At 66.2% G+C, this 20,844-nt stretch carries 20 protein-coding genes, 2 pseudogenes and 1 CRISPR repeat array; of the genes and pseudogenes, 5 read left to right on the plus strand and 17 right to left on the minus strand.

All coding sequences use genetic code 11. The features are described from left to right. Window positions 1-17 precede the first annotated feature (17 nt). From trpS to LHJ74_RS11555, 10 genes are all read right to left on the minus strand, one after another. Window positions 18-1,079, minus strand: a complete 1,062-nt coding sequence (gene trpS, locus LHJ74_RS11510) for a tryptophan--tRNA ligase (protein WP_260217809.1) — start codon at window positions 1,077-1,079, stop codon at window positions 18-20. Next, window positions 1,072-3,123: an aminotransferase class I/II-fold pyridoxal phosphate-dependent enzyme gene (locus LHJ74_RS11515; protein WP_260217810.1), complete on the minus strand. Its 2,052-nt coding sequence runs from the start codon at window positions 3,121-3,123 to the stop codon at window positions 1,072-1,074. Before LHJ74_RS11515 ends, trpS begins: the two co-directional genes overlap by 8 nt. After that, the gene (locus LHJ74_RS11520) at window positions 3,120-3,743 is read right to left on the minus strand and encodes a hypothetical protein (RefSeq protein WP_260217811.1); all 624 of its coding nucleotides are present in this window, start codon (window positions 3,741-3,743) and stop codon (window positions 3,120-3,122) included. The genes LHJ74_RS11515 and LHJ74_RS11520 overlap by 4 nt, the downstream gene beginning before the upstream one ends. A gap of 236 nt (window positions 3,744-3,979) precedes the next feature. Then, window positions 3,980-4,477, minus strand: a complete 498-nt coding sequence (locus LHJ74_RS11525; protein WP_260217812.1) for an HAD-IA family hydrolase — start codon at window positions 4,475-4,477, stop codon at window positions 3,980-3,982. Window positions 4,478-5,072: 595 nt separating this feature from the next. Then, window positions 5,073-5,474 carry a hypothetical protein gene (locus tag LHJ74_RS11530; RefSeq protein WP_260217813.1) on the minus strand — a complete coding sequence of 134 codons (402 nt, stop codon included), beginning with the start codon at window positions 5,472-5,474 and terminating at the stop codon, window positions 5,073-5,075. A 6-nt stretch (window positions 5,475-5,480) separates the two neighbouring features. Further along, complete coding sequence (locus tag LHJ74_RS11535) at window positions 5,481-5,999, minus strand: NUDIX domain-containing protein (protein WP_260217814.1); 519 nt, start codon at window positions 5,997-5,999, stop codon at window positions 5,481-5,483. Window positions 6,000-6,056: 57 nt separating this feature from the next. Beyond that, window positions 6,057-6,707 carry a hypothetical protein gene (locus LHJ74_RS11540; RefSeq protein ID WP_260217815.1) on the minus strand — a complete coding sequence of 217 codons (651 nt, stop codon included), beginning with the start codon at window positions 6,705-6,707 and terminating at the stop codon, window positions 6,057-6,059. Continuing rightward, the gene (locus LHJ74_RS11545; protein WP_260217816.1) at window positions 6,704-6,910 is read right to left on the minus strand and encodes a DUF5999 family protein; all 207 of its coding nucleotides are present in this window, start codon (window positions 6,908-6,910) and stop codon (window positions 6,704-6,706) included. The genes LHJ74_RS11540 and LHJ74_RS11545 overlap by 4 nt, the downstream gene beginning before the upstream one ends. 151 nt (window positions 6,911-7,061) lie before the next feature. Next, window positions 7,062-7,481, minus strand: a complete 420-nt coding sequence (locus tag LHJ74_RS11550; RefSeq protein ID WP_260217817.1) for a hypothetical protein — start codon at window positions 7,479-7,481, stop codon at window positions 7,062-7,064. Then, window positions 7,478-7,990, minus strand: coding sequence for an ATP-binding protein (locus tag LHJ74_RS11555; RefSeq protein ID WP_260217818.1), 513 nt, complete (start codon window positions 7,988-7,990; stop codon window positions 7,478-7,480). Before LHJ74_RS11555 ends, LHJ74_RS11550 begins: the two co-directional genes overlap by 4 nt. Before the next feature lie 504 nt (window positions 7,991-8,494). Here LHJ74_RS11555 and LHJ74_RS11560 point away from each other — a divergent pair. After that, complete coding sequence (locus LHJ74_RS11560; RefSeq protein ID WP_260217819.1) at window positions 8,495-9,280, plus strand: SDR family NAD(P)-dependent oxidoreductase; 786 nt, start codon at window positions 8,495-8,497, stop codon at window positions 9,278-9,280. Window positions 9,281-9,285: 5 nt separating this feature from the next. Here the strand turns inward: LHJ74_RS11560 and LHJ74_RS11565 are convergent, their stop codons facing one another. After that, window positions 9,286-10,671, minus strand: a complete 1,386-nt coding sequence (locus LHJ74_RS11565; RefSeq protein WP_260217820.1) for an NsdA family TPR-like regulatory protein — start codon at window positions 10,669-10,671, stop codon at window positions 9,286-9,288. Between the two features lie 304 nt (window positions 10,672-10,975). Between LHJ74_RS11565 and LHJ74_RS11570 the strand changes: the two genes are divergently transcribed. Beyond that, complete coding sequence (locus tag LHJ74_RS11570; protein ID WP_260217821.1) at window positions 10,976-11,551, plus strand: hypothetical protein; 576 nt, start codon at window positions 10,976-10,978, stop codon at window positions 11,549-11,551. Between the two features lie 262 nt (window positions 11,552-11,813). Further along, window positions 11,814-12,740 (plus strand): NotI family restriction endonuclease, encoded by a 927-nt coding sequence (locus LHJ74_RS11575; protein ID WP_260217822.1) that lies wholly within the window; start codon window positions 11,814-11,816, stop codon window positions 12,738-12,740. Here the strand turns inward: LHJ74_RS11575 and LHJ74_RS11580 are convergent. Then, window positions 12,737-13,777, minus strand: coding sequence for a DNA-methyltransferase (locus LHJ74_RS11580; protein ID WP_260217823.1), 1,041 nt, complete (start codon window positions 13,775-13,777; stop codon window positions 12,737-12,739). The two genes, LHJ74_RS11575 and LHJ74_RS11580, sit on opposite strands and share 4 nt — an antisense overlap. A 381-nt stretch (window positions 13,778-14,158) precedes the next feature. Here LHJ74_RS11580 and LHJ74_RS34545 point away from each other — a divergent pair. Together LHJ74_RS34545 and LHJ74_RS11585 are read left to right on the plus strand one after the other, a co-directional pair. Beyond that, a pseudogene (locus tag LHJ74_RS34545) lies at window positions 14,159-14,366 on the plus strand (IS701 family transposase); the annotation flags it as partial. Between the two features lie 144 nt (window positions 14,367-14,510). Next, the gene (locus tag LHJ74_RS11585) at window positions 14,511-15,062 is read left to right on the plus strand and encodes a hypothetical protein (protein WP_260217824.1); all 552 of its coding nucleotides are present in this window, start codon (window positions 14,511-14,513) and stop codon (window positions 15,060-15,062) included. Between the two features lie 408 nt (window positions 15,063-15,470). Further along, window positions 15,471-15,871: direct repeats of the CRISPR family, unit length 37 nt; unit sequence GTTGCGATCCTCGACCGCCCCGGAGGACGGCCGCCAC. Between the two features lie 29 nt (window positions 15,872-15,900). Here LHJ74_RS11585 and LHJ74_RS11590 read toward each other — a convergent pair. The 5 genes and pseudogenes from LHJ74_RS11590 to cas5c all read right to left on the minus strand — a co-directional run. Then, window positions 15,901-16,119, minus strand: a pseudogene (locus LHJ74_RS11590) (CRISPR-associated endonuclease Cas1); the annotation flags it as partial. Beyond that, on the minus strand, window positions 16,116-16,730 hold the full coding sequence (cas4, locus tag LHJ74_RS11595; RefSeq protein ID WP_260217825.1) for a CRISPR-associated protein Cas4: 615 nt from the start codon (window positions 16,728-16,730) through the stop codon (window positions 16,116-16,118). The pseudogene LHJ74_RS11590 and the gene cas4, both read right to left, overlap by 4 nt. Window positions 16,731-16,786: 56 nt before the next feature. Then, window positions 16,787-17,659 carry a type I-C CRISPR-associated protein Cas7/Csd2 gene (gene cas7c, locus LHJ74_RS11600; RefSeq protein ID WP_260217826.1) on the minus strand — a complete coding sequence of 291 codons (873 nt, stop codon included), beginning with the start codon at window positions 17,657-17,659 and terminating at the stop codon, window positions 16,787-16,789. A gap of 65 nt (window positions 17,660-17,724) precedes the next feature. Further along, complete coding sequence (cas8c, locus tag LHJ74_RS11605; protein ID WP_260217827.1) at window positions 17,725-19,542, minus strand: type I-C CRISPR-associated protein Cas8c/Csd1; 1,818 nt, start codon at window positions 19,540-19,542, stop codon at window positions 17,725-17,727. A gap of 3 nt (window positions 19,543-19,545) precedes the next feature. Continuing rightward, entirely contained in the window at window positions 19,546-20,304 is a 759-nt protein-coding gene (cas5c, locus tag LHJ74_RS11610; protein ID WP_260217828.1) for a type I-C CRISPR-associated protein Cas5c, read from the minus strand. Between the last annotated feature and the right edge of the window lie 540 nt (window positions 20,305-20,844).

The following is a 20,844-nucleotide window of genomic DNA, read 5'->3' on the forward strand; positions in this document are numbered from 1 at the left end:
CCTCCGTAAGTGCGATGTCAAGACTGGAGGGTGTCCCTGCTCTTGCGTGCGCGCTCGGCCTTGCGGCGTAGCTGGTTGTAGGCGCTGGTCAGGCCCATGGCCTTGCGGACGTCGAAGACGACCTGCTGGACCTCGCGGCGGGTGCGTTCGGTGCCCTCGACGATGATTTCGTCGACGAGCCCGCTCTGCTCCGCAAAACGGGCTCGGCGCTCGCGCATCGGATCGAGGTAGCGGTTGGTGGCTGCGGCGAGTTTGTCTTTGACCTCGACGTCACCGACCTTCCCAGCCCGGTAGCGGTCCTTGAGGTCTTCCACTTCGGCAAGGTTGTCGTTGAAGACGTCGTGGTAGACGAAGACGGGGTTGCCTTCGACCGTGCCGGGGATGTCGGCTCGGACGCGGTTGGGATCGGTGTACATCCCGGCGACCTTCTTGCGGACTTCGTCCTCGCTGTCGGACAGGTAGATGACGTTGCCGATGGACTTGCTCATCTTGCCCTGTCCATCGGTCCCCACGAGCGTGGGCACGTCGCTTTCGACCAGGTCGGGGACGGGAAAGACGTCGCCGTAGAGGTAGTTGAAGCGACGTGCAATCTCGCGGGTGACCTCGACGTGGGCGTGGTTGTCCTTGCCGACGGGCACCACGTGGGACTTGACGCACAGGATGTCGGCAGCCTGGAGTACCGGGTATCCGAGCAGGCCGTAGGGCATCTCTTCCTTGTGGGCGTCTCGGGCCATGTCCTTGAGGCTCGGCACCCGTTCCAAGCGTGGCACGGTGACCAGATTCTGAAAGAGAGTGTTGAGTTCGGAGACTTCAGGGATCGCCGACTGGAGGTAGAAGGTGGAGCGCTCCGGGTCGATACCAGCGGCGAGTTCGTCCAGCACCATGTCGCGGGCATTCGTGGAGATCTGTGCGATGTCCTCGCGAGTGTTCTTGGTGGTGAGCATGTGCAGGTCGGCGATGATCAGGAAGGTTTCGTACTGGTGCTGGAGCTTCACACGGTTGGCGAGACTCCCCACGTAGTGTCCGAGGTGCAGTTTCCCTGTCGGACGGTCTCCCGTGAGCATGCGCTGGTCAGTCATGAGGGTGGGCTTGCCTTTCGCGTGGTCGTCGCAGACGGGGATCGAGGTGGTTATTGTCGCCCCTGGCGGTCTGCTGGAGTGCATCGATTACCGGGTCCGTGTGTGGGATGTCGATCAGATTCACCTGCATCCAGCCAGGGAGTCCCCACCGACGGCCGTCGCGGTAGCGTGCCCCCCTGGCCTCCAGACGGCGGGCGACGGGCGTGAACCAGATGCCCAGGTCCATCAACAACACGTTCGCCTCACTCGGTGCGTGGCGTATTCCGAGCTGTCGCAACAAGGCGGTGAGTCGGTCACGCGCTTGATGGGAGGCAGCCACGTTCCGCTGTCGCGCGGTGTCGTCGTCCAGCGCCGCCTCCGCGGCGGCCAGCGCCAGGCTGTCCATGGCGTACGGCAGTTGCCGACTGCGCAGACGCTCAGCGAGCGATGCAGCGGCGAGTGCGTAGCCGACGCGGGCCCCGAGCAGGCAGTGGGCCTTGGACAGCGATCCGGTGATGACTACGCGGGGATCCGAGTCCAGAAGTTGCGTAAGAGCGGGCGAGGTACACATGTAGTCAGCGGACACCATGTCCAGTAGCACCACGGCGCGTTCGGGCAGAACGCGCAGAATCGGGCGCAGCAGCTCAGGCAGGGAACGGGGGACCGTGCCGGAAACGGTGTGTGGGATGTCGAGGATGCACAGTACGGTGTCGTTTGCTTTTTCGATGGCGGCGGATAGTGCGGGCACATTGTGGCCGAGTTCGGCGCGGTCCCAGGGCACCGCGTGGTGGGCGAGTCGATGCCGTTCGGCCAGGTGCTCGTAGAGCTCGAATGTGGGTTCGGTGGCTATAGCTGAGCCTCCGGTTCGGGCCTGCGCAGCGAAGAGCCAGTCCATGACCTCAGTAGACCCGTGCCCGGCCACCACCTGTTCTGCTCTCACGCCGGTATCCCAGGCCAGGCGCTCTTCCAACTGGTCTGTTCTCCTGCGCGGGGGCCGGTGCAGGCTTCCGGCGGCCCCGGCGACGGCTTCTCGTACCTGGGGTGTTTGCCCGGCACGCAGTGATGGCGTGACAGCGGCCCGAACGCCCGCGGACACGATGTCGGCGTGCTCGTCCTTGCAGTCCGCACACAGCACACGACCGCTGCGGCACCGATCCAGCGCCGAGCGGGCCGCTACCCGCGAGCAGGCGAGCTCAATCATGGCGAATGCAGAACACCGCACGGCTTCACCACCGAGTTCCCGCTGAGCCTGCGCGGTATCCCGTCCGCCCGTGACAGCGCTGTGGAACTTGCGCCGGATCGTGGTCTCATCGTCGTCACCGAACACCACCGACGCCTCATCGTGCACACTGCCCCGTTCACCAGCGCGGCGCAGGCTGGGGAAGAGTCTGCGATACAGGAGCACCGGCGCCTCCCGGCCCATCGCACGGGCCAGGCGAGGCAGCAACGCGCTGTGCGGCGCCTGCAACGTGTCCACCAGTGCCACCCCGCCACCGCCGAAGTCTCCCGGGCTGTGCAGGAAGAAGCCCAGCATGGCGGCCACGTCCAACAAGGCGCTCGCCGAGGTCGTCCCGTCCCAGCCGTACAAGCGCCGCAGCTTCTCCACCCGTAGCTCGGCGAGCGCCTGATGCTGCGTCTGTCGCAGCGCGGGGCTCTCCCGGCACACCTCCAGCTCTGCCGGCGCCTCGGAGTAATGCCGCACTGCGGCCGTAAACCCCTCCAGCATGGAGCCTGATCCGGAGGAGTCGAAGACCAGCAGCCGACCCCCCGCCGAAGTCAGTTGTGCCGCCACACGCGCCAGTCCTAGATGCCCAAGGTGCAGGCGATCCCCCGCGAACCCGACCCGTATGGGGAACGACTGCCTCAGTCCGATCGCCTCGGTGCCGCCCGCGCCGATCTGCTGCCATGCCCACACCTCCCCCGGAAGGGGGATCTGTTCTCGCCAGGGCCAGCCGTCGCGGGAGACGGGCCGTAGAGCGAACTGCCTTACTCGCTGGCGCGCTTCCTCGGCGGCCCGGCTGTTGCAGGCCGCGTGCCAGGCGCTCAGGGAGACCACCTCACTCACCCCGCGACCCCTCCTTCCACACGCAGCCCGCCCTCCGCGATCCGCTGCACCAGTGCCCGTGCCCGCCGCTGTTCGCGGTGCGAGGCGTGCGTGTCCGTCTTCGCGAAGTACGCGTCGGGGAAACCGGCGTCTGCCTGGTGGCACACGGCACCGAAAGCCCAGAACCGTGCGGCGCAGCGGGCGCGCTCCCGCTCCAGATCGCCGACAGCGTGCAGCCCGGTATAGGACCAGCGTCCGCCGCCGCAGGCAGCAACATATCCGGCAGTGTCTAACGCCTCGTTATACATGCGGAGTTGATGCGCCCAGACCCGTAGCCACAGATCTCGGTCCCTGGCCAGTCGCGCCAGGTATCCCGCGAAGTCCGGATACAGCTCTAAGAACGCCAGATAGCCGTGCGCCAACAGCTGATCGCTGCTGTATACGGCCTGGCCCGTATCTCCCGAGGCGGCTGCCGCCAAGGGGCCTAAGAACCGAGCGGTGCTTCCTGCGAGGTGGCTCTCAAGCACCGGGCCGTCGGTGAGAAGGAACGGACTGAATAGTTTGAGGGTGAAGTACCCGCCGAAGCGGCGCTCCAGACCATCCGCCGCAACGTCCTGCTGGGAGAGTACATAGATTGTCACGGGGCGTGCTCCCCACGTGCCGCCCCGGCGGTGCGGAGGGAGGTTCACGCTGCCGTCGTGGAACAACAGCGCGTCCACATCGCTTCCCTCGCGCGCTTTTCCCAGCGGCGTGCTCCCGTAGAACACCCACTGCCTGCCACTGCGCGGCACATCCGCGACAGCCGGCTCAAGCGCAGCGACAAGTATGGACATCCGCTGTTCGAACCGGGGGTCGACCACCCGCCCGACACGGCCACTCATCCGGCCAGCCACGAGTCGACCTCCCCCAGCCAGCGCCCCTCGCCGTCCGCCAGGACGGTATGGAGGCCCAGTGCTGCAGCCGCCGTCGCATTCCTCAACTGATCGTCCACGTACAGCACCTGAGACCGCTGCGTGCCACGCAACGCATGTGCATAAGCGGCCGGGTCCGGCTTCACCAGGCCCGTGCTGCTGGAGACGTACACCGCATCGATATAGCCGAGGGCGCCAGTGGCATCAAGACGCGGCAGGAGCCACTCGTGCCGATGATTGGAAATCACGGTCAACTGCGCGTGCTGCGCCCACACCGGAAGACGGTGCACGGCAGGCATCGCGCCCATGGCGGTATCGAGGATCTCCCTCCACGAAGGCGATGGACGCTCTGCTCCGCATGCGGTGGCGAAGTCCTCCCAGAAGGCGTCTTCCTCTATGCGACCGCTCCACAGCACGTCCCGGAAACTCTCTTTGAACAAGGTGGCTACGGCCTCTGAGGACATACCGCAGGAGGCTGCGACCGCCGCGAACAGTGGGCGCGTTGGCTCCCCCAACAGCACGCCGCACGCATCCAGCAGCAGCGTTCGGCGCACGACTGGCCTCGACCGGCTCATGACAACCCCACCTGTGTGCCCATCACAGATACACATCCTCTCCGGACAGTAACCGAACGCCACATTGCGTGGGCGATCCAGGCTCGAATCGACCCCTCGCCCCTACGTGTTTGGCCTCGCGCTTTCGCGCGCCCAGCAGACTGGCGAACTGCAGCGGATGGGACAACGGAACCTCCTGCGGGTGTCGTGGTTGTCACGGGGCGATCGGGTCGCGGTCCTGGCGCCGGTGCGCACCGGCGCCAGGTAGATGCGTTGGTCGGTGCCGCCGTGACCTTGGCCCCTGGTGCTGATCTGTGGCTGCTCTTCGGCGGTACCGAATGGGGCGGAGTGCGGCTCAACGTCGGCCTGGGCGTGGGTGGTGCCAGGTGACGGTGCACGGGCCTGGGCAAATCGCCGCTACCCCGGTTCCGCCTTACCTGCCCTGCTCCTTCCCCGGTCTCCTCCGGTCCTGCGGGCATGCCCTTTTCGGCCGGGGCAACAGGTGTCACGAAATGCGTTTCCCTGCTCGGTGTTGTCCCGGGGTGGCGCACTCGTGTGGTGGCAGGTGAGGGTGGCTCCGGCTGCCGTGACCAGCGGCGCCCGGGCCGGTTCTGGGGGTGGGGTCCGGGCTGTAGACCCGGCGGGCGTCGAGTGACATGTGGAAACCGAAGGGGTAGACCACTCCGCCGTCGAAGATCAGGACCTTGCCTCCGGCGGCTTTGCGCATGTTCCGCACGGAGCGTTCGGCGCCGTGCACGTGGACGACGTCGCCGATCCGGATCGTGCCCTCTCCCACCGTGAGCGCCTCGTACACCACTGGCTCTCGGCCTGTCGGTTCGCGGCTGTCTCCGCAGCCTTGCGCGGGCGGAGGCTTGCGCCTGGCGGCGGTGTGAGTGTGGCGGGGCATGGCGGGTTACTCCTTGTCCTGGTAGATGGGGTGGCCCTCTGCGAGTTCGGCGAAGGTGCCGTGGTGGTGGGCGTTCAGGGCGGCGTGGACTCGGCGGGCCTGGTAGGGCGCGCAGTGCGGGCCCAGATCTTCTGGAGCGATCCACTGGTGGGCGTCCAGCTCCGGCTGCCTGTTGTCCGAGGGAGGGGGCGGGAGGCGGATGGGGGTGGTGTGGGGGAAGGTGCCGCAGAAGTAGACGAAGTTGTGTCCGCAGGCGGCGCCCCGGACCGGATTGGCGGGGATCCAGTCGTGGACCAGCAGCCGCTGCGGGGCGACCAGGAGATCGGTCTCTTCCCGGACTTCGCGCACCACGGCCCGGTGAGCGGGCTCGTTGTGGTGGGCGCAGCCGCCGGGCAGTTGGTAGAAGCCGCCGAGTTTGTAGGTGGGGCGGACCATGAGCACCTCACCTCGGGTGGAGAGGATCAGGGCGAGGGCGCCGATCCGTACCGGCGGAGGGCTGGTGAGGCTGGTATCGGCGTGAGCCATAACGGATCTCCAGTTCCAGGCAGAAGAGGCCGGGGACGTCCACGGCTGGGCGGTGTGTCAGGCGGAGAGGGACACGTATGCGGGGGCTGCCGGGCGGATGTGGGTCGCGCGGATGCCGTGCAGGGACAGGATTTGGCGGGCGGCGAGGATCCAGCGGATGCGGGGGTCGGTGTAGGCGATCTGGGGGAGGTCGTCGCCGGGGAGGGGGAGGAGGGTTTCGGGGTCGTGGAGGATTCCCGCGACGCCCCAGGGCAGTGACCGCTCCACCCAGGCCGCCACATGCCCTGATCGCAGATGGGGGCAGTCCCGTGCCGCCACGGATGCGCAGGGCTCGCACACCGGCGGTGCGGTGGTGCGTTCACCCTCCCCCACCGGATGTCCGGTGTCTTTGAGGAGGAACAGCTGCGGCCGGTTGGTTTTGAGGGTGGAGGTGCGGCAGACCTGGCACAGCAGATGACCGGTGGCGTGGCGCTGCCTCAGGGCGTGGACGCAGGCGAACTCGGGCCTGCCTTTGCCCGGTGCGAGGGTCTGGCGCACCCACAGTGCTCCGTAGGTGTCGCGGTCGTACGGCGATTCGTCGGCGTAGCCCAGAAACGCGCCCAAGGGGCCGAAGCGCCCCACCAACGGTGCGGAGAGTGTCTCCTCGCCGGTCCAGGAGGCGATGTAGGGCACGAGGAGCCCGTTGTGTATGCGGGGCTGCCAGCTCACGCGGTGGCTCCCCGCTCGGCGGCCGGGTTGGGCCGGTGAGGAGCGACAACGCTGCCGTCCGGGAGAAGCTCGCCGGTGTCCTCGAAGAGGAGGCTGCCGTCTGACAGCAAGCTCCAGCCCTGCTCAGGGAAGAGCGCCATCAGGTGGGCGGCTTCCCGGTCGGTCGAGTCCGCCGTCGGACACGGCGGCTGATGCACACACATGACGATCTCCCGTCGCACGAACGTGAAGCTTGGAAAGGGGGAGGGGTCCCCGGGGCCGGCAGGGGAGGCCGACCCCGGGGGAGGCGCCGGACCGGAGGACGGAACACTCCGCCACGGGGGAGGCAGAGCGCGTCCGCGGCCCGGCGCGGACTCAGGCCGCCGTCGTGCGGAGAGCGGTACGGCAGCCAGGGCGCATGTGCAGGGCGTCGTAGAGGGCGCCGAAATCCGTACGGACCTCTACCGCGTCCGGGGAGTCCAGGAGCCACAGCTGCCCGTGATCGGGCACCGTCCCCAGGTGCTCCCGGTAGGGGCAGGCCGTCGTATGAGCCAATCCAGCGCGGCCGGCGCGCTCCAGCAGCAGTCCGGACCGGGGCTCGGTCACCGGCAAATGGACCATCTTGTGGAGGCCGCACAGCTGCACGGGGCCCATCCGGACGCCACGGCTGCGCAGCACGCCCAGCGTACGGATAGCGAGGCCCAGACGGACGCAGGCGATGGGGCCCGGCCGCAGAGCAGCGGGTTCGCCGGGCATCAGTTCCCAGATACCGGTATCGGCCAGAACAATCATCACGACGGGGACTTCCTCACAGGGGCGTTGATAGGTGGCTGCCGGGTCGCGTGGACCGCCGTCAGCGTGGCCGGGCAGCCGTATGTGCCCGTCGCGGGAGCGAACGGCACGGAAGCGAACGGAAGGGAGGCCCAGACGCGCTTGCCGCCGCCGGCAGGCTCCACACCCCACCGCGTGGCCAGCGCCTCCACCAGGAACAGCCCTCGCCCGCGCTCCTCCTCCTCATCGAGCTGACGGCGCCTGGGCGGCCGGGGTGAGGCGTCGGAGACGGCAATGCGCAGCTGCCCCTCGTTCACGGCGAGCCGGAACCTCACCCGGTCGCCCGTGGTGCTGCCGTGCTGAACCGCGTTCGCCAACAACTCGCTTGCGACGACCACAGCGTCCGAAGCAGTCTCGCGGTCCGTGCCCCACCGCCTCAGACGCGTCCAGACCACTCGGCGCACAGCGGACAGGCACGCCGTGTCGGCGGGGAATGTGACCTCCCAGGCAAGAGGAGCGGGCCCTCGGGTCACAGTGAGCCTCCCGGCATAGCCGACCGGGGAGCCGTGAGTGTCTGCTCCTCCGGCCTATCCATGGAGACCCTGTGCAGCCCGTGCAATATCCGAAGCGGAATCTCGACGTCGATCGGCGGCACCGACGAGGGAATCTCGCGACCGCACCGCCAGCGTTCACCGGGAGAACGACGCACATCACTGCCAGCGTGGGGGGCCGTCTGGACAGTCACCGGCTGGTTCCTTTCGTTTCACAAGGATGGGTGGACACCGTCGGAGGTGGATCTTGGCGGGGACGGCGGGGTGTGCCACCAGACAAACGCTGGAGTGGGAGGTTTGGAAGCCTGCGCTGCGGGTGGTTACGTGCACGCAGGTTGCATACGGGTTGCACAAAGTGGTCCTGGCGGTCGACAACTCAGGACTGAAAGAAGCACGAGTGCGAAGCTGCCTACCGATATACCGGCATTGACCTGCGGCGACAATCAGCCTGACGACCGCAAGGTGAGTGAAGACAGGGGTGCGGCCATGATCGTGAAATCACAGCCAGACAAGGCAGGGCTGCGCGGAAAGCGCTTCGTCGTGACAGGCGGTTCGCGCGGTCTGGGGCAGGAGGTTGTGCAGCTGCTTCTCGGCGAGGGCGCTTTCGTCGCAGCGTGCGCTCGTCGCACGGATTCCCTGAGAGGCCATGCCGCAGAGACCGGTCAGCTGCTCACCGGTTCCCTGGACGTGAGGGAAGCGGGCAGGCTGGAGGGGTTCGTCGAGCAGGCGGGCGAAGCCTTCGGCGGTCTCGACGGCGTTGTCGCCTGCGTCGGAGGAGCGCAAGGTCGGGGCCTGGAAGAGGCAGCGCCAGAGGACTGGTCGGCTACGTGGGAGTTGAACGTCGGCCACAGCGTCCGACTGGCAGCAGCAGCCGCCCCTCATCTGCGGGCGGCCGGCGGAGGGTCGGTGGTATTCATCGCCTCGGTCAGCGGGTGGAAACCGGGACCACAAGCCCAGTACGGGGCTGCGAAGGCGGCTCTGATCCACCTCGCGGCCTCCTTGGCCCGCGAACTGGGACCGGACGGTATCCGGGTCAATGCCGTCTCACCCGGGTCCATGCTGATCCCCGGCAAACGGTGGGACCGGATGCGCCGCGAGGACCCGGCAGCCTTCGCCGCCTTCGCAGAGGAGTTCCCTGGAGGAGCCCTGGTCGCTCCACGCGAAGTCGCCCAAGTGGTGGCGTTCCTTCTCTCAGCCCACGCCACGGGGGTCTCAGGGACCAATATCCCCGTGGACCGGGCACAGAACGCCCCCACTCCAGACGGCTACTGACCCCCTCAAGCAGCCGCGCCGAGCAGCGGCAGCGCCTGCCGTTCGAAGTCGCGCACAACGGCCTCACCTCTGTGAGGCTCCAGTCGGCTCCGGAAGTCCCGCAGGGCCTGCACGGAGCGCTCGGAGCGGACACCGCTGAGCTGGGTGAGGGCCTGCCCGGCCGTTTCGATGGCGTGCTCCAGTTCGTTCTGCTGGAGCAACGCCGTAGCCACGACTGACCTGCTGATGGCCTGTCGCCGTCGCCGGTCACCATTGGCGGTCACCGAAGCTGCGGCCAACCGCTCCGCTGCTCGGGCCTCGCCCAGATCGCGGTGACACAGAGCGGCTTCGGCTTCCAGGTAGTGATGGTCGAGAAAGCGAGTCCAAGGTGATTCCTGATTCGACCCCGCGCTGGCTTGAAGGGCTTTGTCAGCCGACTGCAGAGCGGCTGTCGCTTGCCGTCCCTGGCCGAGGGCCGCGTGCCCGCGTGCCGCCATGGCGTAGAGCCGCATCAGCCCCATGGGGCTGCCCGACCTTCTGACCGTGGCGATCCCAGCGCGTGCGAGAGGAACTCCCTCGCCAGGGTGCCCCAGGTTGGTCGCCAAGTGGGAGAGTCCAGCCAGGATCTGACCCCCCAGTACTCGATCGCCGCCCTCAGCGCACAGGCGAAGACCCTGGATCATGTATCTCTCAGCGAGTCCGTAATCCGCAGAATCGTAGGAACTCCAGCCCGCCATGGCAGCCAGCTTGGCCCCGGCCGTGAACAGCTGCCGCCGCTGGTGGGGAGGGAGTCCGGGCCGCTGGAGCATCGGCACGACGGTACTGCTGAGGTAATGCACAATACTGGTGCGCACCCCACCGCCACCGAAGCGGTTGTCCATCTCGTCGAACATGCCGATCATGGCCTGCACTTGTTCGACCGGACCAGATTCGGCTACCACGCTCAGCGAAGGGGCCTCTTCATCCTCCAAGAGCCACAGCAGCCAACTGCGCTGCGTGTCCGTCAGCGACGCCGCGACAAAGGGGACAGCGCCCAGCAGACTCCGACGGGAGATATCTGCCGTGCCGAGATCCGAAAGCGTATGCAGTGTTTCACCCACATCATCACCGTAATCGACAGCTCGAGTGGCAACGGGCCTTCCCGGCTCAACCGCGTAACCGACATCAGCAGGAGAGACCGTGCGCCCGAGCAAACCAGAGAGGGCGGCAGCGATGAACTCCGCCCCGCGACCACGCGGCTGCACACCCTGGCACCAGCGCGTCACCGACGCCTTCGTGTAGCGGGTTACGACACCCTGACGAGCCGCTAGACCGTTCACTTTGCGGGCCAGCGCGGCGTTGGAGCATCCACACTCCTCAAGCGCAGTCAGCAGTGCCCCGTTGGCGGAGCTGGTCTCGGGAGTGGCGCGCATGTACTCATGATGCCCCGCCGATTACCCTCCGTGCCAGCCCAGCACCGGAGAACCTTTACGCCGATCCGGAAGACGGTGCCGTCTTCGGTGCACGCCAGCGAGCGTTGGGCTGTCGACCGACCTGCGGGTAGCGAAGGACACCCCGGTACCGGAACACCTCGCTCGCACGGAGACGGGTCGACCGCAGGGCCGCGGGCCATGGGATCTGCGACGTGACCGAGTTGAGCGTTTTGCCGGTCGCCGCCTCCTCAACTCGGTCATGCTGGGGGCCGAGACGTCGGCAGCTTCAGGCGAAGGAGCAGGCATGGGATGGAAGACCGTGGAGTTCGGGTCATCCCACGAGGGCATCACAGGAGCGGTCCTGGCCGATGGCACCGAGCCCAAACCGGTGTACCTGGATGCCGGGAGCAGTGCTTACATGCTCCAAACCAGCGAATGGTGGGCGTATAACGGCAAGTTGGGCCGACCCGAAGCGACACAGCTACGAGCCTCGTGTTCGTGCGGCTGGCGGGGCGCGCCCCAGTATCCGATCGACTGGTCCCAACTGGGCAACTACCCATACGACGTGGATACCTCAGGCCCGCGCGGGGACTGGAGTGAGCACATTGCCAACGTCGAGCATCACACTGTGCCCCTCCCCGACGAGATGGAGGAACTGCTGGATCGCCTGGAGACCAGACTGGACGCTCTCGTGGTGGACTCGCCGCTCGCCGCCCTGAAGGCCGCAGCCGTGCTGGAGCGGACTATCGCACACATCGGCCGGGAGGCCGCCTACGGCGCCCAGGCCGATGACATGTCCTGGGAAACAATCGCAAAAGGGCTCGGGCTGATCGAGAAGGACGCCCGCTCACGCCTCAACCGCTACGGCCTCGGACGCTGAGCAGCAGCCCGACCTGACGCCACCCGCTTCCCAGCCCCCGGAGAAGATGACCGTGCTGTCCGCGATCTTCTGGGAGTTGCGGAGAAGACATCACCCAGCAGCTGTAGGTCAGAAACTGGGCGGGACACCTCCGCTCGCCACGCTCCAGCACCTTCGCAGGTGTCGGAGCCCATCCCAACTCACTACGCTGCGCTGCGATACCATGAGCACGCCAGCCATACAAACGCGTCGCCCACTCCACCGCCACCGATAGCATGTCCCGATGACGCAGAGCACAGGTCAACACGGACGAGGAACCATCTTCCCCATCGTCGAAGCCTTCGGCTTTCCGCACGACAGCGATTCCCCCTCAGCTACCAAGGCGTGGGCCGAGAAAATCTGCCCCTTCGCAGGCGGCCTGTGCGAGAAGCAACGTCAGTACGGCTTCGGCTACTGCTCAGTTACCTATGCGGCCAAATGGAATGCCGGCCAGCAACGTACCTACGCCGTCTGCGACCACCGGCTCGATGGTCCGCCCGTCGAATGGGCCGTGACCGACTTCTTCGGAGACCGCCAAGCGACTCTCGTGTCTGAGGTAGCGGCAACGCTCACCCCGAGGCTCAACATCGACTATGTCGCTTTCACGGACGACCCGTCCGCACCGAATGGGACGAGTCTCATCGCGATCGAGACTCAGGCAATTGACCTCCGTGGCGGTGGAGTTGGGCCCGCATGGAAAGCCTGGGAAGCAGACGATGTCGAAAATTGGCGCGCATATTTCACTGCCGAAGCCGAACGCAAAGGGCGTCGCGACACAGTGGATTTTGGCGTGAACACCGGCAACGTGTACAAGCGACTCGGCACTCAGGTAGCCGTGAAAGGCGAATACCTCAAGCAGATAGATGTGCCGCTTTATGTGGTGATGCAGCACAGCATCCTGCAACAGCTCCGGTCGCGAATCAACTTCGCCCCGGTCGAGGCAGGATCACCTTGGGACATCACGTTTTCCGGGTTTGACTACAGCGGCGCTCTCGACTCGACCGGAAAACTCCGCCTTGACATGATCGAGACCATAAGGACAACTCTGCCAAACTACCTCGAAGCCATGACCACGAGCGGCGATAGCAGTGCCCTGCGCAAAGACTTTGTCGCCAAGGTAAGGAAGAAGGTTAAGACAGCACCCACCCAAACAAACCTGTTCAATCTCTAGAATAGATGCGACTGCGAGTCCCTCTGGTCTTGCTTAGGTAGATCCACCTCATCTTCAGCCGCCGTAGCGAACTGTCGGTTAGTCACGTTCGCACGCGCTGCCGCGGAAAAGTTAGAGGTGATCTCGAACCCCATGCCTCGGCGTCCGTTCTTGACGGCGACAGCGAGAGATCGTCCCGTGCCACAGAACGGGTCCAGCACCAGCCCACCTGGAGGGCATGAGCTCAGGATTCGCGGCTCGATCAGCTTCACAGGGAAGGTCGCCGAGTGGCCGTCTGACCCGGGCGCAGCATTCACTCTGACGACATCCCGAGCACCCTCTTCCACTGCGGACATGTCGTAGTAGTATTTTGCTCGCCCCTCTTTCGGACGCTTCACGAAGTGGAAGAAGTGTTCATGTGCGATCCGCAGTCGATCCTTCTCAGGACGTGGCGGCACGTTCCGCTTCTCCCAAATGACATCGTTACGAAGAATCCATCGCTCCGCTTGCATGGCGATGGCGAATCGTGCCGGGATCAACAGCAACTGCTTCTCTTGACGGAATCCACCCATCGGCGTCTTCCTGCGCATCCTTGGGTTGTCACCCAGCCCTTGGCGACCGTCAAAGCGGATACTCGACCACCTGGCGAAATAGGTGTCGCCAATGTTGATCCACATACTTCCACCCGGCTTCAAAGCAGGAGCACTCCGCTGAAAAATCTCAACAAGATTGCTCACATACCACTCCGGAAGCGGCTCAAGCCCAAGGCAGCCACCGTGAAGCCTGTACCAATCATAAGAGGGCGAAACCTCCTTGCTGCCACCTTCGGCCTCCCACTCTCTCAGGATTTCCTCGTTGTGGTCGAGCCCGTAGGTACGAAGTCCCCAGTACGGCGGGGAAGTAATAATCAGGTCAACTGATTCAGCAGGAAGCTTACCCATAAGGTCGAAGGCATCCCCCTCGTGCACCTCCGTCAAGTTACCTTGCAGAGGAGGCGTAATATCTTGAGAAGCTTCCATATCCTGCCTCAGATTAAATGGTTTCGTCGAGACGTTCACGCATGTCGGCCTGAGTATATATCACTGAGCCAAGGTTATCAAACATTGACGCGTCGAGAAAAAGTACACTCCGGAAGCACGTCATTCAAGATTCACGAACCCGAAATGTGAAGCGTCTCCCGCGGGAGTAAACGCATCTATCCCCAACACGGGACCGAAAAAGGGAAAAATAATTGCTCGACACACACCAACACTTCACGAATTACGACTTCTATGAGCGCCAAGCCACCCGCTTCCCTACGAACTAATACTCCAGTTGTAGATCGCTATCGTTGCTGGTCAGGAGTCTTTTACTGAATGTAGTGGGCTGATGACTCGTCATGTGTGGTGAGTTCGTGACCTCTGGTGCGGCGGGCCGTTGTACTGGTGGTGCGGGACAATGTGCAGCCTGGTGTCTGGTCGGCGGAACTGGAAGAAGTATTCGTGCGGATCGGTCACCGGTTCAGCCGGGTGGATCTGCGGTGGCGGATGCGCGCCTATGTGCGCTGGCCAGGTGGGCCGGAAGAATGGCTGGCACCTGGCCGAGTATGCGGGGCACAGCACGCCGACGGGGTTGCAGCACTTACTCGGCCGTGCTTGCTGGAACCCAACCCCGCGAATGGGGTTACAGGACGGCTCCGATGCCGTGATCACACTCGCCACATCGATCATCACTCAGGCTGGCTCAATGCCGAGAAAGTCCCACGGCTACGCTGATCAGGGCAGTCCACAGTGCGCAAGACCGGGGGAAATCGTGAACCGACCGCTGCTGTTCCTCGACGTGGACGGGCCGCTCAACCCTTACGCGGCCCAGCCGGAGAGGCGTCCCGACGGCTACACCACACTCAGGGTTCCCCGGAACGACGCGCTTCAGGACGAGGCGGGCCTATCGTCCCGACGACGCCCTCTGCGGGTCTGGCTCAACCCGGAGCACGGACGAATCCTGCTCCGGCTCGGCTTCGAGCTGTGCTGGGCTACCACATGGATGGACGACGCCAACCGGTGGATCGCACCGGTCCTCGGCCTCCCGGAACTTCCCTTCGTCGACTTCGGCGACGCCCTACTTCAGAAACGCCCTGATGGAGTCCACTGGAAGACCGGACGACTGGTGGACTACGCAGGCGGCCGTCCTTTCGCCTGGGTGGACGACGAGCAGAGCGAGTTGGATCAGACATACGTGGCCGCCCACCACCAAGGGCCCGGGCTCCTCCACCACGTCAACCCGCGGATCGGCCTACGGGGGAACGACTTCCACACGCTCGCCGGCTTCGCCCAGTCTCTGGACACCTCACAAACCACTGGGTGAGCACCTCGCCAGCTTTTCAGGCTGCTCCGCACTCAGAGCCGAGATCTTTGTGGGACAGCCCTTAGACATGACGAACGCGAACCCGCCGCCCACCCGTGAGGGCAGGCGGCGGAGGCGTTCGTGCGAGCAGTCAGCGACACAGCCGCCACTCGTCGCCATCGCCGAGGTTGATCACGTCGAAACCGTAGTTGCGATCCTCGACCGCCCCGGAGGACGACCGCCACCCGGCTCCACCTACGGCGCCGGAGACGTCCTCATCACGTTGCGATCCTCGACCGCCCGGAGGACGGCCGCCACAGGACAGGAGTAGGGGGCAAAGCGTGCTCACCTTTCAGGTTGCGATCCTCGACCGCCCGGAGGACGGCCGTCACGCGCGCTCTCGGGTACAACGACCTTGCGGGTGTTCTCGTTGCGATCCTCGACCGCCCCGGAGGACGGCCGCTACCTTCGCGCGAGCAGCTGCGCAACGTTCGGCGAAGTTGCGATCCTCGACCGCCCCGGAGGACGGCCGCCACCGCCGGTGAGGTCGATGTGCTGCTGGAACGTCTCGATGTTGCGATCCTCGACCGCCCCGGAGGACGGCCGCCACCCGCACGGGTACGGCGACACCTGCGGGACCGAAGCGTTGCGATCCTCGACCGCCCCGGAGGACGGCCGCCACGGGCGAGCGCCGTCTCGCTGGCGAGCGCAGCCCGGTCGTTGCGATCCTCGACCGCCCCGGAGGACGGCCGCCACACGTCCGGGAGGCGGCAGCGCGCCCGGAGGCGTGGGAGTTGCGATCCTCGACCGCCCCGGAGGACGGCCGCCACTCGGGGCGTGCGAGGTAGCGGCCTGAGCGGCTCATCCACGTGACGGAGCGGTTGTCGAGGGCACAGCGGGTGATGAGTTCGGTGGAGAGGTTGATGTGCCCGTAGACGACGATGCTGTCCAGGCGGCGCAGGGGGAGCCTTTTGTTGCCGGGGGTGTCGGGCAGGTGGACGCAGATGGAGTCCTGTTCCAGGCGCAGGTGGGCGCCTTGGGTCTGAACGTAGAGGGTGTTGAGGAGTTCGGTGCTCACGCGTCGTTGTCCTGGGGCTCATCGCGGTCGTCGAGGTGGTAGAGGTTGGTGAGGGCGCGCTGGTAGCGGTCGGTGCTTGCGAGGACTTTGGGCATACAGCCGATGGCCATGGAGCAATGTCGGCAGCGCTTGTCGGCGGCCGGTGCGGGGAGTCGGCTGGTGGTGAGCAGCGTGCGTACCGCGTCGGTGAGTTGGAGTACATGTTTGCGTAGGTTTGCGTCGACGGTGACCGGGTGGCGTCGTCGATCGGCGGCTGAGTAGATCACAGCTTCGGGTACCGGGCGCTGGAACATCTCTTCCAGGCACATGGCTTGTGCTGCGGCTTGCACGTCGGCCGGCCCGCTGGGGTGGTAGCGGCCGGACTTGTGCTCGACGGGCAGGATGAGGCCGTCCTTGTGGAGCTCGACGGTGTCGCAGATGCCGGTCAGCCCGTAGCCGTCGTGCCAGACGGGCAGGGCGTGGAGGGTGCGTACGGTGCCGCGGCCTCGGTTGCCGGGGGTGTCGACGCGTTGGTGCATGAGGGTTCCGCGGACTGTGGCGGCGTCGTCGGTGAAGGCGTCTTCCAGCAAAATCAGCCCGCATTGCCGGGGGCAGTAGGCGTAGTGCTCCAAAGCGGAGAGGGAAACCTGTGGGAGGGCGTCCTGTGTGCTTGGAGTGGTGGGGGCGGTCACCCGATGAGGCGGGTGAGGGCGACTCCTGAGGGCAGGTCGGTGTCGTTGACCTCGACTTGGTAGTCACGGTAGGAGCGGGCGGTCGCGTCTCCGGGGCCCTTGACCGTGACCCGGTCCAGGAGCTGGCGGGCGGGCGCCTGGCCGTACTTGTCGTCGTGGGTGAACACATACAGGCCGCGGAGGTTGAGCTCGCCGCGGGCGGCGGCCCGGTCGTGGTCGAACATGAGCGTGAAGGCCCGCCAGAACATTTTCAGGTCGGTGCTGGTGACGCCGGTGCGGGAGGCCAGGGGGGCGCTGAAGTGGCCTTCTCCGAGGTAGAGGCCGTAGGGGACGATGTGTTTGGAGCCCATCTCGGTGACCTTGCCGCTGTCGACGTCTTCCTGCTTTGTCGGGGTGACGCGGGTGATGCCGTATTCCAGCGGGGTGATGGGGTCGACGGAGCGGGAGAACGTCAGCTGGAGGGGGCCGCGGACGCGGCCTGCCTGGCGGCCTTTCTTGCCGGTGGTCATGACCGCGCCGAACATGCGGACGTCGAAGAAGGTGGTGCACATCCACTGCTGGGCGTCGAGTTGGGAGGCATCGCTGCCGAGTGCGTCGGGGGCGTAGGCGCGCTCGTGCTGGGCGTTGAGGGCGACCCCGGCTTCGACGTAGATGTCGTAGCCGGGCTGCTTTTCTTCTTCGTTGAGCAGGCTGATGGTGTTGCGGATCTTCCGCTTGAGTGCGACGTCGGTGATCAGGCCCTGGCCGGAGACGGGGTCGGTGCGGGGCATGCCGCCCGCGTCGGGGTCTCCGTTGGGGTTGCTGTCCCGGGCTTCGATGAGGAAGGCGAAGTCGATCTTGCGGTTGGGGTCGAGGTGCGGGGCGGTCATGGCGTGTGTGCTCCTGGAGTGTCTCGAAGGTGCTGGCTGCGGGGGCGCGGGGGGCTTCCGGGGTGTTATTCGTTCGTGTCAGGCTGGTCCCCGGTGGTGTCGGCGTCGCTGCCCTGGTCTTGTTCTTTGCGCTTCTTGTGCGCGGCGCGGGCTGCGTTGTCCGCGGCTCTTTGCTGCTCGTAGCCGAGGACGAACCATGCCTGCTGGCGTGTGGTCAGCAGGAGCGGGATGCCCTCCTCCAGGGCGGCGAGGTCGGCGAAGGCTTGGGAGAGGCGCGTGTCCAGGGCGTAGTAGGTGCCGCGCTTGTCGCGGCGGAGCCGCTTGAGGTGTCCGTTGGCACCGATGCGCAGGTTGGTCAGGACGGCGGCGGGTGCGGTCATGGCGGTGCCGAAGAACTTGTCACCGATGGTGGTGTTGATGTCGGGCAGCGCCGAGCGCTGGATGGCTTCCAGTACGGCGAAGGTCCGGCCGCACAGGTAGCCGGGGTCGTGGTTGGAGTCGTCCAAGTGCGGGGCGGGGCCGGTCACCTGGGGGTCCCTTCGGTCGGGGTGGAGCAGGAGGCGGAGCAGGGCGATGCGCGGGGCGTCCACGCGGCGGTCGGCGCGGAGGCGTTGCAGCAGGTGCGGGAGCAGGCGGGCTGGGACGGCGCCGCGGGTGAGCGCGGCTCGCAGCAGGTCCTTCTCCATGCCGTGGGGGGCGCTGCCTGTGACGTATTTGCCGGCTTTCCCGTCCCAGCGGCCGGTTGCCAGGGCGAGGTGCCACAGAGGCAGGTGGCGGTAGGTGTTTTCCCAGCCGTCGAAGACTTTGTGGTGCTCGAACCAGGCTCCGAGGTGGTTGCGGAGGCGGCCCACGGGGATGTCGAGCCAGTCGAGGATGACGGCTCTGGCGTTGTTCAGTCCCAGGGTGAGGGCGTAGTAGGCGTTGGTGTCGAGGCGCTCGGCGGCTGCCGGGTCGGGGTTTTCGTGCAGGGAGTCGACCAGGTGGGCGACGGTGGCTTCGGTGGGGTCGTCGAGGGATTCGAAGAGTGCGTCGACCGGCTCGCGGGTCCACCACGCGGTGACGGTGTCGGTGGTGCGGCGGCGGTGGTTGCGGTCGGCCAGCAGGAGGTTGAGCGCGGCCATCATCCGGGAGCCGCAGCGTTCGCACACCGGGGTGTTCGTCAGTTGGAGTGTGCCGCCGCGGCCTTGGGCTGCGGCATTGATGCTGACCAGTTGGGCGTCCCGGCCCAGTCCCGTGGTGGGGATCGAACCAGAGCGGATGGACTCGGGCACCGTGGCCAGCAGTTCTCCGTCTTTGCCGCACACCAGGCACAGCCCGGTTTTGCCGCTGCCGGACTTGCGTTCGCGGACGGTCGCCGCCCAGCTCTCCTGGAGTGAGGGGAGGAGGTGGAGCCACTTGCCGGTGTGGTCCATCACGGCGATGTTGTCGCTGTAGGCGAGGTCTTCGGGCACCGTGATGCGGGCCAGCTGGTGGGAGGTGAGAAAGGTGTGCACGGCGCGGGCCGCGGGCTCCTTCGGCGCGGTTTCGGCCCAGGCGAGCAGCATGGCCGCGTACTCGCCTCGGCGGCGTTGTGCCTCGGTGGCCGCCTTCTCGCTCACGGTTCCATCAGCGGCGGGTTTGGGCACGCCGAGGACGTATTGCGCGGTGTCCACGCACAGGTAGGGGGGCGGTGTTCTGCCCGACCGGTAGGCGTAGGGCGCGTTGGTCTGCAGCGGCTTGTCCTTGGAGCCCTTGGGCACACGCCGGTCGATCAGTGAGGCTGCGGAGCCGTCGGCTTCCACCCGCAGTGCCCAGTGGATGCGCTTGGGGCGGTAGTAGGCCGGTGGCAGCTTCTCCTCTTCCTCAGCACGGGCTGCGTACTCGATGAGGCGGTGCAGCAGCATCCTCTATTCACCGCCCGGGCCCGGGCCGTCCGCCCGCCACGCGGAGCCGGAGGGCATGGCCACCTGGGCGGCGCCCAGCGGTGCCATCGGGATCTCCATCACGCCCTGGCGCAGCTGCGCGCGGAACCAGCGGTACTCCTCTGCCCCGTCCTTGCGGTAGACGATGGAGTGCAGCATCACGCCCAGCTCCTCATCCCGCGCGATCGGGGCAGCCTCGCTGAGGGGCCCGAACGAAGCGCTGAACTCCCGGCAGCCCAGGAAGGGCTGCGAGAAGCACGCCCCCTTCTCCACGCGGCGGCGAAGCTGCTCCCGGTATTTCTCCTCCGGCACATCGCGCGCGTGGTCTGCCATGAGGATCTGCGTGCGAATCCGGTAGGCGACATCGCGCAGCAGCATGGCGTTGCGCTGGTCGCGGTCCTTCTCCACGTCGTAGCGACGTCCCGGATCCCTGCGCAGCGCCGTCACCTCTTGCGCGGAGATGACCGACTTCACCTCGTTGCGGCGGACAGAGAGCCACTCGACCGGCTGGAGGACCTCGATCGCGGTGACCACATAGCGGAATTCGGGCTTCCAGAAGACGGCCTCCAGCAGGCCGACCGCGGCAGAGGGCGGCATCACCGGATAGGAGACCCGCTCCACCTTCAACTCCGGCCGGGTGAAGCAGGCCAGCGGGCCGGCCACCTCCACCACGAGCTCCGGGAACGCCCACCCTCCGTTCCCGCGCCGTTCAGCCCGCCCGGGCCGCGTGCTCGTACCTGTCATCACTCCGGCTTCCCCTCTCTTCTTCTGTGGTCGGCCCCGCGTAGCTCGCGGGGCCGACCAGTTGTGTCACTTACGGATACCGAAGACCACAGACAGTAGGACCCGCCACTGACAACTGGCTCTCACCTGCAGCGGGAGGTGTTGTCCCTTGTCTGCTGGCCCGCAACCCGCGATCAGCCGAGCCGGAAGCGGAGCCGGAAGAGTCCGCTTCGGACCAGCAGGACGATCACGATCACGACCGCGATTGTCACCGGGGCTGAGTCGGGGTGGGTGATGGACAACAACATGAGCAACCCTTCTTCAAGGAGACTGACTGGTACTTCAAGACCTTGAGATTCCAGTCTGGAGCGCTGCTTGGGCAGGGCAGGCACTCTCCACAGTTGTCAGTCTCCGAATACGCGGGATGGCGGACCCAGACGTAGACGTGGGGCCGTGGATCACTCCACGGCCCCACGATTTGGATCCCCAACGTGCTACGAAGCAACCAATCGGAGTCGTTGTTGCGATCCTCGGTCCCCACGTAGTTGCGTGGCGAACCGC

Source organism: Streptomyces gossypii (genome assembly GCF_025165795.1).
GTDB lineage: Bacteria > Actinomycetota > Actinomycetes > Streptomycetales > Streptomycetaceae > Streptomyces > Streptomyces gossypii.

Bases quoted from the DNA above. Each gene is read 5' to 3' on its own strand.
- trpS (WP_260217809.1), bottom strand. From the start codon at position 1,079: ATGACTGACCAGCGCATGCTCACGGGAGACCGTCCGACAGGGAAACTG.
- LHJ74_RS11525 (WP_260217812.1), bottom strand. From the start codon at position 4,477: ATGTCCTCAGAGGCCGTAGCCACCTTGTTCAAAGAGAGTTTCCGGGAC.
- LHJ74_RS11530 (WP_260217813.1), bottom strand. From the start codon at position 5,474: ATGCCCCGCCACACTCACACCGCCGCCAGGCGCAAGCCTCCGCCCGCG.
- LHJ74_RS11535 (WP_260217814.1), bottom strand. From the start codon at position 5,999: ATGGCTCACGCCGATACCAGCCTCACCAGCCCTCCGCCGGTACGGATC.
- LHJ74_RS11545 (WP_260217816.1), bottom strand. From the start codon at position 6,910: ATGTGTGTGCATCAGCCGCCGTGTCCGACGGCGGACTCGACCGACCGG.
- LHJ74_RS11560 (WP_260217819.1), top strand. From the start codon at position 8,495: ATGATCGTGAAATCACAGCCAGACAAGGCAGGGCTGCGCGGAAAGCGC.
- LHJ74_RS11565 (WP_260217820.1), bottom strand. From the start codon at position 10,671: ATGCGCGCCACTCCCGAGACCAGCTCCGCCAACGGGGCACTGCTGACT.
- LHJ74_RS11570 (WP_260217821.1), top strand. From the start codon at position 10,976: ATGGGATGGAAGACCGTGGAGTTCGGGTCATCCCACGAGGGCATCACA.
- LHJ74_RS11575 (WP_260217822.1), top strand. From the start codon at position 11,814: ATGACGCAGAGCACAGGTCAACACGGACGAGGAACCATCTTCCCCATC.
- cas7c (WP_260217826.1), bottom strand. From the start codon at position 17,659: ATGACCGCCCCGCACCTCGACCCCAACCGCAAGATCGACTTCGCCTTC.
- cas8c (WP_260217827.1), bottom strand. From the start codon at position 19,542: ATGCTGCTGCACCGCCTCATCGAGTACGCAGCCCGTGCTGAGGAAGAG.
- cas5c (WP_260217828.1), bottom strand. From the start codon at position 20,304: ATGACAGGTACGAGCACGCGGCCCGGGCGGGCTGAACGGCGCGGGAAC.